We start from the raw sequence: 18119 nt of genomic DNA, 5'->3' as shown, positions 1-18119 counted from the left end.
ACCTGTTACAGACCATAAATAATGTCATCTACAACAAGCTGTGAAAGTTTATCTTTTCCTTTTGAAACGCATTCGTTCCAGTTTTTACCTTTTGATTCATATGAAATAACAGAACAATAAATCTTAGTTCCGTTTTTCATGTTTACAGCTTCGATTTCTGCCTTAAGAATGCAGTAATATCCAGAGCCGTCTTCAAGGGCTGTAACAGGCTGTTCAAATTTGATTGTTCCATAAATTAAATAGCCGTAAGCGTTACCGCCGATAATATCATAAGTATCTTTATAAAGAGTTTTTGGCTTTCCGATGTATGAAGTTTCGTTTACAGGACCATTTCCTACCATTGTGATGCCACGACCACGGAATTCTGCCTGAATATTATATGAGTTATTTACAGGACGATCTTTTTCATTGAAATCCCATACAAAAAGAACAGCTCCCTTAGATGCAATATCAGATTTAACTTTCCAGTCTGCTGTTGCAGTATAGGCTTCGAGCTTTTTTGCAAGTTCTGCATCTTCACTTACTGGAGTTGGATAAGCCTTTACTTTTACATTTGCTGTGAAGGCAGTTTTTTCTGCAACTGAAATGGAAACCAATCCTTCAGCATCTGTAATATATTCTGACTTTTCAAAAGCTATAGTTCCTTCTGTTTTTGTTGAAGGAAGTTCTACTGTAAGCTTAAAGTTTTCTGCCGGAGTTCCATCTGCATTAGTTACAGAGAAAACAAATGGGGCTGCAAAAGCTCTTCCTAAAGTGATTTCTTTTGGAGAAGAAACCTTTTTAATAGTTATTCCTTCGATTGATTCCAGAAATAATTCTTCTGGTGATTTTTGAACTGATATAATTGCTTTTGGAGCTGATTTTTCGTGGTTAGAGTGTTTTTCACCGCCAGTTGTTTCTGGGGTGGAAGCACACGCTGATAAAAGTAAGGTTACTAAAGCGCTTGTAAAAATTAAATTAGTTTTTTTCATATATTTTATTCACTCTCATTTATTTCAAAATAATAGTTTATTGTATTATTAAAACCCTTTTTTTACAATAACATATTGCCGAAAATTTACTATAAATTGTATAATTATACGTTATAGAGATAATGGTGGGAATTACTATGGAACGCTGTACTAAAGCTACTATTTATAAAGATAATCTTGAATATAATCTTAATCAAATCAGAAAATATGTAAAAAAAGATGTAAAACTTTGTGTTGCTGTTAAGGCAGATGGTTATGGTCATAATGCCGTTCTTACAGCTCAAATTGCAGAAAAGGTTGGAGCCGCCTTTGTTGCGGTTGCTACAGTTGAAGAAGGAATTGAACTTCGTGATAACGGAATAAAATGCGGTATTCTGCTTTTGAGTCTTTGTACTCCATCTGAAATGCCGGCTCTTTTTGAATATAAAATTACTCCTCTTGTTTTTGGAGATGACTATATTAAGCTGATAGGTGATACTGCAAAACGTGAAGGATATTCTGATTATAAGGTTCATCTTGCTGTTGATACCGGAATGGGCCGTATTGGCTGCTATCCCGAAGAAGCTGGCGAGCAGGCTGTTCTGATAGAGTCTTGTGGTCTAAAACTTGGCGGAATGTGTACTCATTTTGCTGTTTCAGACAGTCTGAGTCCGGAAAACATTGAGTTTACAAAAGAACAGTTTGCAGCTTTTAAGGCTGCAGTTGCCGGAGTAAAAGAAAAGGGAATTGAACCTGGAATCTGTTCCTGTGGAGCCAGTGCAGCACTTTTAAATGATGAAGACATGCAGTTTGATATGGTTCGTCCTGGAATTATTACATACGGTTACTATCCTGATGAAATCACAAAGGAATATCTTGAGAAAACAGGCCGCCATTTTGATATAAAGCCTGTGCTTTCCCTTGAAACTAAGGTTGTCGCAATCAGAAGATTCCCTGCCGGAAAGTCAGTTTCGTATGGAAGAACCTGGGTTGCAGACAAAGAAACTGATATTGCAGTACTTCCGATTGGTTATGCTGATGGTTTACTCCGCCGTTTTTCTCCTGGTCTGGAAGTTACAATCAATGGTAAAAACTATCCTGTTCGCGGCCGAATCTGCATGGATCAGTGTATGGTAGAAATTGGAAAAGATAATCCTGATGTTAAGGTTTTTGATACTGCAGTAATTTTTGGCCCTGCAGAAAGCGGAGCATTAAATACCGCCGAAGACCTTGCAAAACTTGGACATACAATTTCGTATGAAGTTTTAACTGCATTGAGTAAGCGGGTTAGACGGGAAATAAAATAAGGGTTAGATGAAAATTTAAATCAACCCTTAATGACATTCTTAATCAAACAGATTATAATACACCACGTGAATGCAATAGACGTGTTTCAGGAATGGTTGAATGACTACCTGAATTTTGAACATACTCCAAAAAAAGAAATCTTCTGGCTCGACACCATCGATTACCTCTGTAAGCGCTTTGATAACCCGCAGGATTATGCGCCTTGTGTTCATGTAGCAGGCTCTAAAGGAAAAGGCTCTGTTTCACGCCTTATTTCCTGCATTCTTGATGAAGCCGGCTATAAGGTTGGACTTTATACTTCACCTCACATAACAGATTTCCGCGAGCGTATCTGTACTCCAACAGGCTTTTTCTCTGAAGAGATTTATGAAAAGACTGTAAAGGAACTGATGCCGAATATCGATTCCATAATTCCGGAGAATCTTCCTGCAGAGCGTCCTCTTACCTGGTTTGAACTTGTCACACTTTATGCATTCCTCTGTTTCCGAAATGCAGAAGTAGACTGGTCTGTTTTTGAAGTCGGACTTGGCGGACGTCTTGATGCAACTAATGTCATTCGTCCAAAGCTCTGCTGTATTACTCCGATTGAACTTGAACACACAGAGTTCCTTGGTGATACTCTTGAAAAGATTGCCGCAGAAAAGGCTGGCATTATTAAAAACTGTACGCCGGTAATTATTTCTCCTCAGCAGTCTGAATCTGTAAAAATCGTTCTTCGCGAAAAAGCAATTACTCGACATGCGCCATACTATTTTGTTGATGATTTTATAACAGGCTCTTTCTATCATTTTAATGAAAATAACAAACGAATGACTGTTCATTTTGAAAGTGAACTTTTCAATCGTCCTATCGAAACTCAGATGCAGCTGCTTGGTAAAATGCAGGCGCAGAATGCCGCAATGGCTGCAGTTGCAATCAAAAAGCTTCTTCCAAATCTTGATGAAGGAATAATTGAGCGCGGTATTGCAAAAGCCAAACTTCCGGGCCGTTTTGAAATTCTCGAAAATGTAAAAGGCTATACTGAGATTCCTGCCGTAATTCTAGACGGTGCACATACTCTTAACAGTATCCGCCTTACTATTGATACTCTGAATAAACTGTTTGGTGAAAAAAAGGTGTCTCTGCTTTTTGCCTGCGCTGCTGATAAAGATGTAAAAGACATTTCAATGCTGTTCCGATATCGTTTTGAACATGTTTATGTTACAAGACCGGGTGAACGCAAGGAATCTAACCTCGCAGGTGAAATCGAAGCTTTTACAAATGCTGATGTCAAGTTTACCGCAGATGCAGATTACAAGATGATGATTAAAAAGGCCTTTGAAGAATCAGCCGCTAACGGAAATATTCTTCTGGTTACCGGCTCATTCTATCTTGTTTCGGAAGTTAAAGAGTTTTTACACGGCTAGTGATGGCTAGGGTGAAGTTCTCAATTAAAGAATGTCTTTATTGAAAAAGGGCTTGTTTCTATATATAATAATGATGAGGTTTAAAAATGAGTGAAGAAATTCAGTACACAGACATAAACAAAAGTTTTGAGGCCGCTTTGGAGCGCAGCCGCAAAATCGAAGAAGACTTAATCAAAAATCCTAAAAAATACCGCGTACTTACAGGTGACCGTCCTACTGGACTTTTACATATTGGTCACTATTTTGGTTCACTTCAGAACCGCGTTCGCCTTGCAAATATGGGCGTTCCAACTATGATTCTTATTGCAGATTATCAGGTTCTTACTGATCATGATGCATTCGATAAAATCAGCCAGAATACAAAGCAGCTTGTAATTGACTATCTTGCTGCCGGAATCAATCCTGAAAAGCAGGATGTAATTATTTATCCTCACAGCTATGTACCTGAGTGTAATCAGCTTATGATTCCGTTCCTTACATTGGTTTCAAATGCCGAGCTCAGCCGTAACCCGACTGTAAAAGAAGAAATTGAATCTGCCGGCCTTAAAAACGTAAATGCCGGAATGTATACATATCCTGTTCATCAGGCATGCGATATTCTTTTCTGCAAGGGAAATGTAGTTCCTGTAGGAAAAGACCAGCTTCCACACCTTGAAATGACACGTACAATTGCAAGCCGTTTCAACAAAAAGTTCTGTACAGATATGGGTAAAGAACCTGTATTCCCAGAGCCACAGGCTTTGCTTTCTAAGACTCCAATGATTCTTGGATTGGACGGAAGCCAGAAGATGTCTAAGAGCCGTGGAAATGCCGTTATGCTTTCTGCAACAGAAGATGAAACTGCAAAGCTCATCAAAAAGGCAAAGACAGACCAGGACCGCAATATCACTTATGATCCTGTAAACCGCCCTGAGGTTGCAAACCTTCTTATGCTTATCAGCCTTTGTACTGGTGAAGAGCCAACTGCTATTGCTGCCCGCATTGGTGACGGCGGCGGCGGAATGCTCAAGAACACACTTACAGAAGCTTTGAACGAAAAGCTTCGTCCATTACGCCAGGAACGTGCAAGACTCGAGAAAGATCCAGAGTACATCAGAAAAGTACTTCTCGACGGTGCAGCTAAAGCCCGCGAGATTGGTATTAAGACTCTCGAGGAAGTTAGAAACGTAATGAACATGAAAATATAATGCGAATTGCAATCTGCGAAGACGAAAAAGTTGTTTTAGATTTCGAAAGTTCTCTAGTTACTCAGTGGGCGGCCGGTGCGGGCTGCCCGCTTGAACTTGATACCTATATTTCTGCTGAACAATTCCTTTTTGAAAGCGAAGATAAAGCCCCATACGATGTTCTGATTTTTGATATTCAGATGAAAAATATGAACGGTATGGAACTTGCAAAAAAGCTCCGCGCCCGTGGCTGTGATGCTGTAATCATTTTTATAACCGGTGTTCCTGACTATGCAATTGAAGGTTATGAGGTTGGGGCAGTCAGATATATCTTAAAGCCTGTCAAAGCTGAGGTATTGAACGCTCTGCTTGATACAGTTCGTGCAGAACGTCAGAAAAAAGCTGAAGATTATTTTGTGCTTGGTCAGGGTGCAGATGTAGAGAGAATCAGTTTTGATAAAATCATCTATATTGAAGCTCGTGGTCACTATGTCTATCTGAAAGGAAAAGGTTTTGAACGTGAGTGGAAGGCAAGTTTTAGCGAAACTTCTACAGCTTTTGATGGACGGTGCTTTTTCTGTTTGCGCCGCGGGCTTCTTGTAAATCTTTCTCATGTGGCGCGGATTACCCGAACTGATTGCGTGCTGGATAACGAAGAAGTGCTTCCAGTAGCCCGTGGTGTTTATAAAGAACTCAACGAAGCATTTATCAGTTTCTTTAAGAATAATTAATTTTTACAATTTTATGAAAGTTTTTTACAATTTTTATTAATTATATTGTATAATTGCTTTCATGACAGAACAGGAATTAAATAAACAAATTAAAAAAATCGGTATTCGAATGATGCTCTTAATGGGAATTACCCTGAGCTTTTTTCTTTCCCTTACAGGACTTTTACTTTCCGGACATTTTACATGGAAAGGCTTGCTTATTAACTGGCTTATCAGTTTTGTAATCAGCTGCATAATTGGCAGAATTTATCCGATGCATAAGATTTCGGTTTTTCTGGATAAAAAGTTCGGCTTAAAACATGGTAAGCTCAGTACACATCTTGTAGAATCCTTTTTATCAGATTGCGCCTATACACCAATTATCACTTTTGTGATGGTATTTATTGCCTGGAAACAGGCAGTTGCACAGGGGGCCTCAATTTCTTTGGGAGCAATGTTTGGAACTTCTTTATTAGTCAGCCTTGTTGCAGGTTATGTACTGATTGGAATTTTTATTCCGATTTTTATAAGAATCACCGGGGCTTCGAAATTGGGAAAGCCTGAAGAAATCGAAAAAACTCAGGAATAATTTATTCTGAAATTATGAATGATTTAATAAAGTATCTGTTGATTAGTGGAGCCTCTATTTGCGTCTCTGTTGTTTGCACGGTTCTGATTATCAGGCGGTGTTTTGAACGTCGTCTGGAAAAGTTTCAGGATTCGGTGCTTAAAAAGCAGCGCGATGAGGTGCAGAATATCTACCAGACTATGCGGGCCTGGCGCCACGACTATCATAATCATATTCAGTCTATTAAAGCTATGATGGCTATGGGTAAGACTGAAGAAATGTCTGATTATTTAGACAATCTCGAAAAAGACTTAGATACTATTGATATTGCGATCCGAACGGGTAATGTCGGCCTGGATGCTATTTTAAGCAGTAAGGTTTCGATTGCCCGCAAAAACAATATCGAAGTAAACTGTACGGCCAAAGTTCCTTCTGAGCTTAAGGTTTCAGACGTACATCTGTGCGCAATTGTTGGAAACCTTATGGATAATGCTATTGAAGCCTGCGAGAAAATGAAAGGGCCTTTAGAAGGGGGCGTACCTGTTGCTCCTCGATTTATCCGTGTATACATTGGACTGTTTAAGAGTCAGCTTTATATTTCTGTGACTAATTCTACTAATGAGAGTAAACGCCGCCGCGTTTCGGAACTTGTGACCAGTAAATTGGGCGAACATGGTTTTGGCCTTCGCCGCATTGATAAAATAGCCGAAAAGTATGCCGGTTACGTAAACCGCAAGAACGAACCTGGCGTTTTTGCAACGGAAGTCATGCTGCCTCTTTAATTACACTTCGTGTCCTTTTTTTTACATTTCGTGAACACTTTAAATACTTTATATATAAATATGTTAGCGTGTACCCATCTTAAGTTTCGAGGTGAACTATGAGCAAAAAAAACTCCGTGTTAAAGAATATCAGTATTGCCTTAAAGTCATGGTTCAAAAGATATCCTTCTGCATGGATACTTGTTCCGACTTTTTTGATTTTCAGAATCGCAAGTCCCTTTATTACAACCCTTATTCCGTCTCTTGCAATAAAAGCAATTTCACAAGGTGATGTAAAAAACTTTGTGATTATGATAGTCGTAACAATATTTGTTTATTGTATCATTAATGCCAGTTCAAGTCTTATGGAAACATTTGTTCAGGTTCAGCGTACTTATACAAGACTTGGAGGTTATACAGCTGATTTTTCCCATAAAAATCTGACAACTGATTACGAAAATATTGAACCTCAGAAAAAACAGAAGATTATGGGAAAAGCAGCAACATCGTTAAGTTCAAACTGGATTGGTGTTGAACATCTGATGATTCAGACAACAGAGCTTACTATTCTTCTTTTCGGAATCCTGACTTATGGAAGTGCTGTACTTTTACTGGACTGGAAAATTCTTGTCATAACTCTTGTAATGTTTGTTTGTGATGTTGCCTTAAGAACTCATGCAATTAAATACAGTGATGCAAAAAGAGAAGAAAGCAGTGAAATCTGGAGAAAGAAAAACTACATCAAAACAAAGAGTCTTAATGTAAGTGCAGGAAAAGATATAAGAATTTATCAGCTTGGAAAATGGTTTCATGAGCTTTTATGCGAGGTTGTAGTTGCCCGTCAAAAACTGGAAAAGAAACTGCAGCTTCGATGGTACATTCCAACTATTTCTGCTACTGGCTTTAACTTTTGCCGCGATGCTCTTGCCTATGTAATTCTGATTAAAAAGGTACTTGTTGGTCAGATGGATATTGCTACCTTTACGCTTTATCTTGGAATTATAAACGGTTTTACAAACTGGATTTATTCACTTTCAGAACGTTTTAATTCGCTTAGAAAAGCTAGTCATGAATTTAATGATTTTCATGATTTTATGAATCTTCCTGATAGAGAAAGAAAAGTGGTTACTGCATGTACTTCAGATAATAAAGCTCCAGAAATAGAGTTTCGTAATGTCAGCTTTACATATCCTGATTGTGATAAATCAACAATAAATGATTTAAGTTTTTCAATAAAAGCTGGTGAAAAAATTGCACTTGTGGGAAATAACGGTGCTGGAAAAACCACAATCGTAAAACTGTTATGTGGCCTTTACAATCAGACTTCTGGAATCATTCTTGTTGATGGAAAATCAATTGATGAAATTGGACTTGATGCTTATCAGGATAAAATCAGTGTTTTGTTTCAGGATACAAATCCATTAGCTTTCACAATTGAAGAAAACATTACCGGGCTTGAATCTGGGCATGGTGATCCAGAAAAACTACAGGACAGTTTGAAAAAATCTGGCCTGATAGAAAAAATTGAAAGCTTACCAGATAAAGAAAAAACTTATATAACACAGACTTTTTCTGAAAAAGGAATTCTGCTTTCTGGAGGAGAAACTCAAAAGCTGCTTCTTGCAAAAGCAATTTATAAAAACGGAAGTTTTTTAATTCTGGATGAACCGACTTCTGCTCTGGATCCGATTGCAGAAAGTAAGATTTATGAAGAATACAATAATTTTGCCGGTGGAAAAACTGCAATTTTCATTTCTCACAGACTGGCAAGTACAAAATTCTGCGACCGCATAATGTTTCTGGATAATGGAAAAATCGCTGAGTTTGGTACTCATGAAGAACTTATGGCGAAGGGTGGTAAGTATAAAGAAATGTTTGACATTCAGAGCCAGTACTACAAAGAGGAGGCATAGTTTATGAAAAATAATAAGAAATCAACAATCAGTAAGGTTTTAAAACTGACTCATCGTTTACAGCCTGGTCATATAACTCTTATCGTGATTTCAACAATCATAAGTGCTACCTGGAAATTTGTACCTATTGTATTTGGAAGTATTATTCTTGATCAGCTTGTTCAGCATCAGCCTTTTGAAGCGATATTGATAAATGCGATCAGAATGCTTGCATTACAGGCAGCCTGTTCCTTAAGTCACTGGGGGCTTGAGCATATAATCAAAGTAAATGGAGCTGTAATTTCTGAAAAAATAGATCAGATGATTTGTGAAAAGTCTTTCATGATTGATTATGATATTCTGGAAAAACGAGAAACTCTGGATATTGTAAAAAAAGCTGAAGACGGAATGAATGCCCGTGGAGATTTTTCAAGTTTCTGCAGCCAGCTTTCAGGCTTTATTGAACACGCACTTTCAATTATTTACAGTATCGCTTTGTTGATTCCGCTTTTTATTTCAAGGGCATCTGTTCCTGCAGGATTCTTGCCGGAATTCTTGAATAAATGGTATAGCTTTATAATTCTGGCTTTTATGCTGATTTTATCTGTAACAGTCTCTTCATTTACAAAAAGAAAAGAAGGTAAAATGCAGGCTGATTTATTTCAGAGGAATATAAGAGTAAACCGTGAATACGGATATTTTTACAGTCTGGTTTTTGATTATGCTACCGGAAAGTATGTTCGCCTTTATAAAATGCAGTCGCTTGTTGAAGCAAAGATGAAGAAGATTCTGGATTTTCTCGAAAGCGGCATTACAAATCTTGTAAAAAAAGTAAACAAAATGCAGATTCCGTTTTTTATTATAAACTGCATTATGCAGATGACCAGTTATCTTTATGTTGGTCTAAAAGCGATTTTTGGATTGATTTCTATTGGTAGTGCACTTAAATATATTAAGGCATATTCCAATCTTGTAGACAGTGTCTCAAGCATTTTTTATGCGTACATTGAAATCAGCATAAGGTCAGAATATCTATCATTCTTTTATGATTTTATGGAAATCAAAAACAAGCAGTATGAAGGAACTATTCCTACAGAGAAACGTGATGATAATGAATTTGAAATCGAATTCCGTGATGTTTCCTTTAGATATGCAAATACTGATAAGTATGTAATTAAGCATTTGAATCAGAAAATCAGAATTGGAACTAAGACTGCAGTTGTTGGTCCTAATGGAGCTGGAAAAACCACATTTATAAAACTTCTGTGCCGCCTGTACGAGCCGACAGAAGGTGAGATTTTATTGAATGGTGTTGATATCCGTTATTACGATTATAAGGATTATGCAAGTCTGTTCAGTGTGGTATTTCAAGATTTTAATCTGTTCTCATTTTCAATTGCAGAAAATGTTGCTTCAGGTACAAGTTATGATGAAGTAAAAGTTCTGGATTGTATTGAACGGGCTGGTTTTGGGGAGCGACTATCAAAAATGGAAAAGGGTATTCACACAAACATCTACCAGCAGGAGGATGAAGGTGTGGAAATCTCTGGTGGAGAAGCTCAGAAGCTTGCTATCGCGCGTGCTCTTTATAAGGATTCTCCGCTTGTAATTCTTGATGAACCAACCTCAGCGTTAGACCCTGTCAGCGAGTATGAAATCTACCGTCACTTTGATGAAATGGTTCAGAACAAGACTTCTATTTATATCAGCCACCGCATGTCGAGCTGCCGTTTTTGCGATAACATTCTTGTTTTTGATGAAGGACAGATTGTTCAGAGCGGAAATCATGATGAGCTTGTAAAGCAGGAAGGACTTTATAAGGAACTCTGGAACGCACAGGCTCAGTATTATGCATAATGCATGAGTTTCAGATGATTGTAGAAATGTAGAATTAGGGATTATTTATGGAAAAACAAAAAACTAAACGAAATAATATTATTCAGAATGCCTTTATTGTGTATAAAGCAATGTTTAAAAGATACCCGGCAGCAATTCCTCTTGTGCTTGTATATCTGGTTATGGCGGTTTCTCTGCCGTTTATAAATACTCTTATTCCAGCAATGGCTATAAAAGGAATTACAAGTGGAAAGGTTCAGACCTTTATGGCTTACATTGGAATTGCAGTTTTGTTTATGTGTGTTTTTTCTGGAGTTAAGCTTTTATGCGAGAAAAAAATGCAGATGAAACACACTTACACCCGCATCAGTGTATTTATGTTTAATTTTATAAAGAAAGCAATAAATACTGATTATCTTAATATCGAACCACAGCCTAAACAGAAGATTATGGGTAAGGGCGTTCAGGGAGTAGACGGAAACTATCAGGGGGCAGAACTTGTTTCAACCTTGTCGCTTGAACTTCTTGTTGTTGTGCTAGGCATTTTCAGTTATGGTACTGTTATTTTTATGCTCGACTGGAAAATACTGCTTGTAATGTTCGGAATGTTTTTTACAGATATTCTGATTCGTAATCACGCAGTAAAGTTTGGCGACGATAACCGCGAATCGTTTTCAGAACCTTGGAGAAAGATGCGGTATATGGAGCTTAACAGTATGAATGTAAGCGCTGGAAAAGATATTCGAATCTTCAGTCTAAAAAAGGTTTTTGATTTTCATTTTGATTCGCTTATTACAACCTATAAAAACTTCCGCTCCAAGTATCAGTTAAAATGGTATTATCCGACACTTTCTGATACAGCTTTTAATATTGCCCGTGACTGGCTTGCCTATACACTTTTGATTCATAAGGTTTTGAGCGGCCAGATAGATGCAGCGCAGTTTACAATCTATATAGGAATTGTAGCAAGTTTTTCTCAATGGATTTATGAAGTTTCTATGGACTTTGCAAATCTTCGTGATGCAAGTCATCAATTTAATGATTACCACGAGTTTATGGCACAAAAGGATGTTTTTGAGCATTCGGAAACCACAAGCACAATATCTACTGATAAGGTTCCGCCGGAGATTGAATTCCGAAATGTAAGTTTTACATATGAGGGCAGTGAAAAGCCGGTCTTGAAAAATGTAAATTTCAAAATCCGTGCAAATGAAAAAATAGCTCTGGTTGGAAATAATGGCGCTGGAAAAACAACAATAGTAAAACTTTTGTGCGCACTTTATCTTCCTACAAGCGGTGAGATTTTGATTGATGGAAAAAACATAAATGAAATTGGAATAGAGAAATATCAGGAAATGATAAGCGTACTTTTCCAGGATACAACTCCAATTGCAATTTCTGTTGCAGAAAATATTGGCGGATGTGAATTAGCAGAAGTTGACAGAGAGCGAATGAATAAATGTCTTAAGGAAGCAGGATTGTATGAAAAAGTACAAAGCCTTCCCCAAAAAGAACAATCTTTCATTACTCAAACTCTTGATAAAGATGGAGTTTTATTTTCCGGCGGTGAAACACAGAAACTTCTTCTTGCCAAGGCAATATATAAAAATGGACCTGTCCTTATTCTTGATGAACCAACCTCAGCTTTAGATCCGATTGCAGAAAGCCGTATTTATGAGGAATACAATCAGATGGCAGATAATAAGACCGCCGTATTTATTTCTCACAGATTAGCTAGTACAAAGTTCTGCGACAGAATTCTGTTTCTGGATGACGGCCAGATTGTCGAAGAAGGCAGTCATGAAGAACTTATGAAAAAAGCTGGAAAATATAAAGAGATTTTTGATATTCAGAGTCACTATTACGTTGAGGATGTGGAGGAAAGAAATGAACAATAAGCAGTCAAATAAAGAATCAGCTCGTGGAACTGTCAGAAAAGTTTTAAGCCTCACTCATAAACTGATTCCCGGTTATATAACTTTTCTTCTCATAGTAAAAATGATGGCAGCTGCACAGCCTTTCATACAGATTTATTTTTCAAGTTTAATACTGGATGGACTTTTACGCCTGGATTCTTTTGATTCAATTTTTAGAAACGTTCTGATTATGATAGGATTAGATTCCCTTTTAGTTTTGATTCGCTGGAGACTTGAAGGAATCAACTGGGTAAAAAAACATGAGCTTACTCAAAAAATCAATAAAATGCTTACCGACAAAACAATGGAAATTGATTTTGATATTCTCGAGAAACATGAAACTCTTGATACGCTCAAAAAAGCAAAAGATGGAATAACAACTACAGGCGATATAAGATCATTCTGTGACAATCTTGCAGGAATTATTGAAAAACTGACTACCATAGTTTATTCCGTAGTTCTGCTGATTCCATTATTTATTCCAAAAGTGCTTGAAGAAACTGCAGGCTTAAGCAGCTTATGTGTTTTTCTGAATCAATGGTACAGCATTTTTATTATGATTCTTGTACTTGCTATTCATGTATTTGTTTCTTATGAGACTAATAAGAAATCCTCTCTTCTTCAGATGCAGTTTTTTGAAAAGAATGTTTCTTATAACAGATATTTCAGTTACTGGTTTGATTTGATTTTTAATTATTCAATTGGAAAGTATATCCGTCTTTATAAGATGCAGAAGCTGATGATTAAAAAAGTTCAGGAAACAAATGATAATCTGGAAAAAGAAGGGGTTGCCTGGATAAACAAGGATATTAAGATTTCGTTTATTCCGTTTCTTTCCCAGGCTTTTATGCAGCTTGTAAGTTATTCATACGTGGGATTAAAGGCAGTGTTCTCATTGATAAGTGCCGGTAAATGTTTAATGTATGTTTCAAGTTATACAAGGCTGGTAGAAAGCATTACCGGTATTTCTAATAATTTTGTTCAGATAAAAATGGAAAGCCGTTATCTTGCCTTCTTTTATGATTACATGGAAATAAAGAATAAACGTTATGACGGAACAATTCCTACTGAAAAAAGAGATGATAATAAATTCGAAATTGAATTCCGAGATGTTTCCTTCCGTTATGCTAATACAGAAAAATATGCACTGCGTCATGTAAATCAAAAGATAACGCTTGGTTCAAAAAATGCAGTAGTGGGCAAGAATGGAGCTGGCAAAACAACTTTTATTAAACTTCTGTGCCGTTTGTACGAACCAACTGAAGGACAGATTTTACTCAATGGTGTTGATATCCGCTATTATGATTATGAAGAATATGCAAAGCTTTTTGCTGTTGTTTTTCAGGATTTCAATCTTTTCAGTTTTCCACTTGGAGAAAATGTTGCTTCGGGAATTGAGTATAATCGGGAACGGGCAATTAAATGTCTTGAGCAGGCAGGTTTTAAGGAACGTTTTGAAAAACTTGAAAAAGGACTTGATACACCATTGTATCAATATGAAGATGAAAATGGGGTTGAGATTTCAGGTGGTGAAGCTCAAAAAATTGCTATAGCCCGTACGCTCTATAAGGATGCTCCATTTGTAATAATGGATGAACCGACAAGTGCATTAGACCCTGTCGCTGAATATGAAATCTATCAGAGCTTTGACAAAATGGTGGAAGGAAAAACTTCAATTTATATTTCACATCGTATGTCGAGCTGCCGTTTCTGTGACAACATCTTAGTTTTTGATGAAGGCCAGATTGTAGAACAGGGCAGCCACGATAAGCTGATGTCAAATGGTGGTCTTTACAGCGAACTCTGGAATGCACAGGCGCAGTATTATGCGTAGTACTATGGTGGTTGAGTTTGTCGAAATCACAGCGTTATGTTGATGTTTTTGTTAGCGGCGCCCTGAAACTCATCTTTCGGGGCGTTGCTGTTTTTTCGAACTTTACAGTGTAAGTGGCAGCGGTTTGATCTATTGCCAGGATTGTGCCGCGACCGAGGATTTTGTGTTCTACGGTGTCGCCCACGGCGAGGTCTGCAAGCTCGGATTTTTTTGCGAGGATGGAATCTGATTCCTGGATATAGAGTCTGGTTTTTGTAAGCAGCTGTGGTGGTAATTCTACTTCGTAATTTAAAAGTGATTTATCAATATCAAAAATAAAACGAGATGGATAACGGCCGCCGGCTCTGTTTGTAAAGCCTTCTGCTTCTGAAAGGTAAAGCCGTTTCTGGGCGCGGGTAACTGCAACAAAAGCGAGGCGGCGTTCTTCTTCCATAGCTTTGAGGCTGTCTACTTTCTGGCTTGGGAACATGTTTTCGTTCATTCCAACAATAAAAACTACGGGGAACTCAAGTCCCTTTGCTGTGTGAATTGTCATGAGGCGAACTGCATTTTTGTGCGCCGTAATATCGGCATTTGTATAAAGAGCAGCGTGGGCAAGATAATTTTCGAGTATACATTCTTCGCCGCAGCTTGTTTCGTATTCGTAAATTGACTGCTTGAGTTCTGCAAGATTGTCGAGGCGTTCCTGACTTCCTTCTGTTCTCAATGCGAGTTCATATCCGCTCTGGTTCATTACATGGCTGAATAATTCTGAAATCTGCATATTGTGGTAAGTGGCAGAAAAGTTTTCTATGAGGTCTATGAAGGACTGTGCCTTTGTGTTTGCAAAAAGCTCGTCGCTTACAGAAAGTTTGAGGGCTTCGTAAAGGGAACCTCCGTGTTCTGCAACGTATTCCTTAAGGAACTTTATTCGGCGTTCTCCTACGTTACGCTTAGGTGAGTTTACTACACGTAGGAAAGAAAGGTCGTCCTTGTAAGCTATCATGCGGAGGTAGGAGAGTGAGTCTTTAATTTCGATGCGGTCGAAAAATGGAACCCCAGAGTTTAAGGTGTAAGCGATTTTTTCGCGCTGGAACACTTCTTCTATTGTGCGGCTGATGTAATGGGCGCGGTAGAGTATTGCGATGTCGCTTGGGGCGAAATTGTTTTCTGTGAGCTCGCGGATTTTATTTACGAGATTCTCGGCTTCTTCTTCTGCGGACTTTGCATGGAAATAGAACGGTAGCGGGGGTGTTGCGGGGGTGTCCCCCGCAGAAGGGGTAGCGAGCGACGAAATGCGAGCGAGGGGAAGGCTTTCCCCTTCATTACCACAAATTAAATCCTTTTTAATTCTGCCTTTATTCTTATCAATCAGGCTGTTTGCGACATCGAGAATCGGCTTTGTGCTTCGGTAGTTGCGGTTCATCATGATGGTCTGAACGGCAGGGAAGTTTTTGTCGAACTCGAGGAGGTAACGGATATCTGCGCCGCGCCAGGTATAAATGGTCTGGTCGGGATCGCCCACAACAAACAGGTTATTATGATACGGGCAGAGGGCTTTCATCAGCTCATACTGAATAAAGTCGATGTCCTGGAATTCGTCTATCATAATGTATTCAATACGCTCCTGCCATTTCTGACGGATTTCATCGTTTGTCTGGAAGATGTAAAGTACGAATTTCAAAAGGTCGTTATAGTCGAGGCCGAAGCACTTTTTTTCCTGATAGAGATAACCGTAAAAAATTATATCGTCGGCACGGGTTGCGGCAAGATATTTCTGATGTATCTCGTCCAGGCTCATGCGGATAAGGTCTTCGTAGTAATGCGGCTCTTTAAAAAGTTTACGGTTTTCAATCATGTCGCGGGCATTGGAGAATGTCATCTGACGAAGGGTAAGTCCGCGCTCCTCGTAGATTATCTGGAGCATTGAGTCTATGTCGGAGTTGTCCAGGACGAGAAAGCTTTTTGGATATGAGACGGCGTGTGAATCTTCCTGAAGTACGCTTACGCAAAAACCGTGGAAGGTGGAAATATAGCCGGTGTCGTTGTCGCCTGTGAGTTTACGGATTCGGTTTCGCATCTCGGCGGCGGCTTTGTTTGTAAAAGTAACGCAGAGAATGTGGGAAGGAAGTATACCGATTTCGTTTACAAGATATGCAAAACGGTAGGTGAGAGCCCGGGTTTTACCGGAACCGGCTCCGGCAATTACGCGGACGTAGCCTTCTGTTGTGGTAACTGCGGCTCTCTGTTCTTCATTCAAATTGTCTAAATTAAAATCTTCGTTACTCATTAGATTGTCCCAAACCCAAAAATAATTATAGGAGATTTATGCAAAATAGACTATAATGATAATATGAAACGAAGATCGAAAATTGCTTTATTTTGTTTAGCTGCAATTGTTCTGAATATGTTATCAACGCTTTTGTTTTTTGATGTTCTGCATATTCCACTTTTTTTCGATACTATTTTTACAGTTGCAATTGTATTTTATCTTGGGCTTGTTCCAGGGCTCGTTGTAGGAATCCTTTTTAATTTTGTTGATACAATTTTTAATTATCTGGTAAGGGGAATTATTTCTCCTACCAATATGTGTTTTTCTGTCTGCGGGGCTGCTATTGTTCTTGTAACCTGGGCCTTTGCCAGAAAGAAGGAAGAATTTCAGATCAGCGTGCCTGTTACTATTCTTTATCTTCTGCTGATTTCCCTGATTTCTTCTTTTGTTACTATTTTTCTTGGCGGTACTATTGATTATTTCCGTTTTACTTATCTGGATATTCCTGATGCTATGGCTCCTATTAAACAGTTTACCGACAGTTTTGTTTCTCAGAAATTCAGTCTGTTTGCTTCCTGTATTCTCGCACAGATTCCGATTTCACTTACGGACCGTCTCATAACCACATTCGCCGGCTACGGAGTTTTCAAATTAACAGAAAAGTATTTTGGACCTTCAAAGGAGTTGTGATATGGTAATCTCTGAGCAGGAATTTGAACGTTTACAGAATGTCATTCATCAATATACAACTTTCTTTGTAATTTTTGATATCGTTTTTTTCATCACGATTATACTGGTAATTATTTTTGCCATTCAGTACATGAAGTCTAGAAAACGGCTTAAAAATTCCAGCCGTTATCTGCGTTATGCAATTAAAGGTCAGGAAGAAGAACGGGCAAGAATAGCACGAGAATTACATGATACAATTGCACAGGACCTGCGTTACTGCAGAAATCTTTCAGAAAAAATTGAGGGGGAAAATGGAGTTCAGATTTCAAAATTACTCGAAAAGTCTCTTTCGCATGTAAGAAATATTAGCTATAACCTTGCTCCTCCGGATGTAATCAGAAACGATCTTGCTGCAAATGTTTTGAATCTTGCACAGAACTTCCGTGAGCATTCAAAAGTTGAATTCCGCCTTACAATACCGGATCAGCTTGATATAGATTTTTTAAGTGAGGAACAGAATCTTAATCTGTACCGAATAATTCAGGAAGCTCTTGCAAATGTAATTAAGCATTCAGAGGCTTCTGAGGTAACTCTTCTTTTGCGTAACGAAAATGGAGAGGAACAGAAAGGAATTTACATTTTTATTTGTGATGATGGAAAAGGTTTTGATCCACAGCAGATAAAGGCACGCGGAACTGATGGAAATCATTTCGGGCTTGTTGGAATGGCTGAACGTGCTGAATTGATTGGTGCTAAATTTGAGATTGATTCACATGAAGGCGAGGGAACTCAGATTACTATAATCACGGTTGACCCTGCCAGCACTGTGAAAAATTCATAGGATTTTATGCG

At 38.3% G+C, this 18119-nt stretch carries 14 protein-coding genes; 12 read left to right on the top strand and 2 right to left on the bottom strand.

The window, feature by feature from the left end:
• Positions 1–5: 5 nt before the first annotated feature.
• Entirely contained in the window at positions 6–971 is a 966-nt protein-coding gene (locus tag AABJ44_RS08650; RefSeq protein WP_338368486.1) for a hypothetical protein, read from the bottom strand.
• A gap of 137 nt (positions 972–1108) precedes the next feature.
• On the opposite strand from AABJ44_RS08650, the gene alr reads away from it, so the two are divergent.
• The 10 genes from alr (at position 1109) to AABJ44_RS08600 (ending at position 14347) form a co-directional block, all read left to right on the top strand.
• Positions 1109–2257: an alanine racemase gene (alr, locus tag AABJ44_RS08645; protein WP_338368485.1), complete on the top strand. Its 1149-nt coding sequence runs from the start codon at positions 1109–1111 to the stop codon at positions 2255–2257.
• A gap of 66 nt (positions 2258–2323) precedes the next feature.
• Positions 2324–3664, top strand: a complete 1341-nt coding sequence (locus AABJ44_RS08640) for a bifunctional folylpolyglutamate synthase/dihydrofolate synthase (RefSeq protein ID WP_338368484.1) — start codon at positions 2324–2326, stop codon at positions 3662–3664.
• Positions 3665–3750: 86 nt separating this feature from the next.
• The gene (trpS, locus tag AABJ44_RS08635) at positions 3751–4851 is read left to right on the top strand and encodes a tryptophan--tRNA ligase (protein ID WP_338368483.1); all 1101 of its coding nucleotides are present in this window, start codon (positions 3751–3753) and stop codon (positions 4849–4851) included.
• The gene (locus AABJ44_RS08630) at positions 4851–5561 is read left to right on the top strand and encodes a LytR/AlgR family response regulator transcription factor (RefSeq protein WP_338368482.1); all 711 of its coding nucleotides are present in this window, start codon (positions 4851–4853) and stop codon (positions 5559–5561) included. The genes trpS and AABJ44_RS08630 overlap by 1 nt, the downstream gene beginning before the upstream one ends.
• Positions 5562–5622: 61 nt before the next feature.
• Positions 5623–6129: a hypothetical protein gene (locus AABJ44_RS08625; protein WP_338368481.1), complete on the top strand. Its 507-nt coding sequence runs from the start codon at positions 5623–5625 to the stop codon at positions 6127–6129.
• A 14-nt stretch (positions 6130–6143) separates the two neighbouring features.
• Positions 6144–6890: a sensor histidine kinase gene (locus AABJ44_RS08620; protein WP_338368480.1), complete on the top strand. Its 747-nt coding sequence runs from the start codon at positions 6144–6146 to the stop codon at positions 6888–6890.
• Positions 6891–6988: 98 nt separating this feature from the next.
• On the top strand, positions 6989–8782 hold the full coding sequence (locus tag AABJ44_RS08615) for an ABC transporter ATP-binding protein (RefSeq protein ID WP_338368479.1): 1794 nt from the start codon (positions 6989–6991) through the stop codon (positions 8780–8782).
• Between the two features lie 3 nt (positions 8783–8785).
• On the top strand, positions 8786–10618 hold the full coding sequence (locus AABJ44_RS08610) for an ABC transporter ATP-binding protein (protein WP_338368478.1): 1833 nt from the start codon (positions 8786–8788) through the stop codon (positions 10616–10618).
• Positions 10619–10665: 47 nt separating this feature from the next.
• Positions 10666–12495, top strand: a complete 1830-nt coding sequence (locus AABJ44_RS08605; RefSeq protein WP_338368477.1) for an ABC transporter ATP-binding protein — start codon at positions 10666–10668, stop codon at positions 12493–12495.
• Positions 12485–14347 (top strand): ABC transporter ATP-binding protein, encoded by a 1863-nt coding sequence (locus tag AABJ44_RS08600; protein ID WP_338368476.1) that lies wholly within the window; start codon positions 12485–12487, stop codon positions 14345–14347. The genes AABJ44_RS08605 and AABJ44_RS08600 overlap by 11 nt, the downstream gene beginning before the upstream one ends.
• A 34-nt stretch (positions 14348–14381) precedes the next feature.
• On the opposite strand, the gene AABJ44_RS08595 is transcribed toward AABJ44_RS08600, so the two are convergent.
• Positions 14382–16616 (bottom strand): ATP-dependent helicase, encoded by a 2235-nt coding sequence (locus tag AABJ44_RS08595; protein ID WP_338368475.1) that lies wholly within the window; start codon positions 16614–16616, stop codon positions 14382–14384.
• Positions 16617–16679: 63 nt separating this feature from the next.
• On the opposite strand from AABJ44_RS08595, the gene AABJ44_RS08590 reads away from it, so the two are divergent.
• Both AABJ44_RS08590 and AABJ44_RS08585 read left to right on the top strand, forming a co-directional pair.
• On the top strand, positions 16680–17288 hold the full coding sequence (locus AABJ44_RS08590; RefSeq protein ID WP_074640375.1) for a hypothetical protein: 609 nt from the start codon (positions 16680–16682) through the stop codon (positions 17286–17288).
• Between the two features lies 1 nt (position 17289).
• Positions 17290–18108 carry a sensor histidine kinase gene (locus tag AABJ44_RS08585; protein WP_338368474.1) on the top strand — a complete coding sequence of 273 codons (819 nt, stop codon included), beginning with the start codon at positions 17290–17292 and terminating at the stop codon, positions 18106–18108.
• The last annotated feature ends 11 nt before the right edge of the window (positions 18109–18119 follow it).

It is taken from the genome of Treponema bryantii, from assembly GCF_036492245.1.
Lineage (GTDB): Bacteria > Spirochaetota > Spirochaetia > Treponematales > Treponemataceae > Treponema_D > Treponema_D bryantii_C.
The sequence above is the reverse complement of the archived record's forward strand: the minus strand, read 5'-3'. Positions and strand labels throughout refer to the sequence as shown.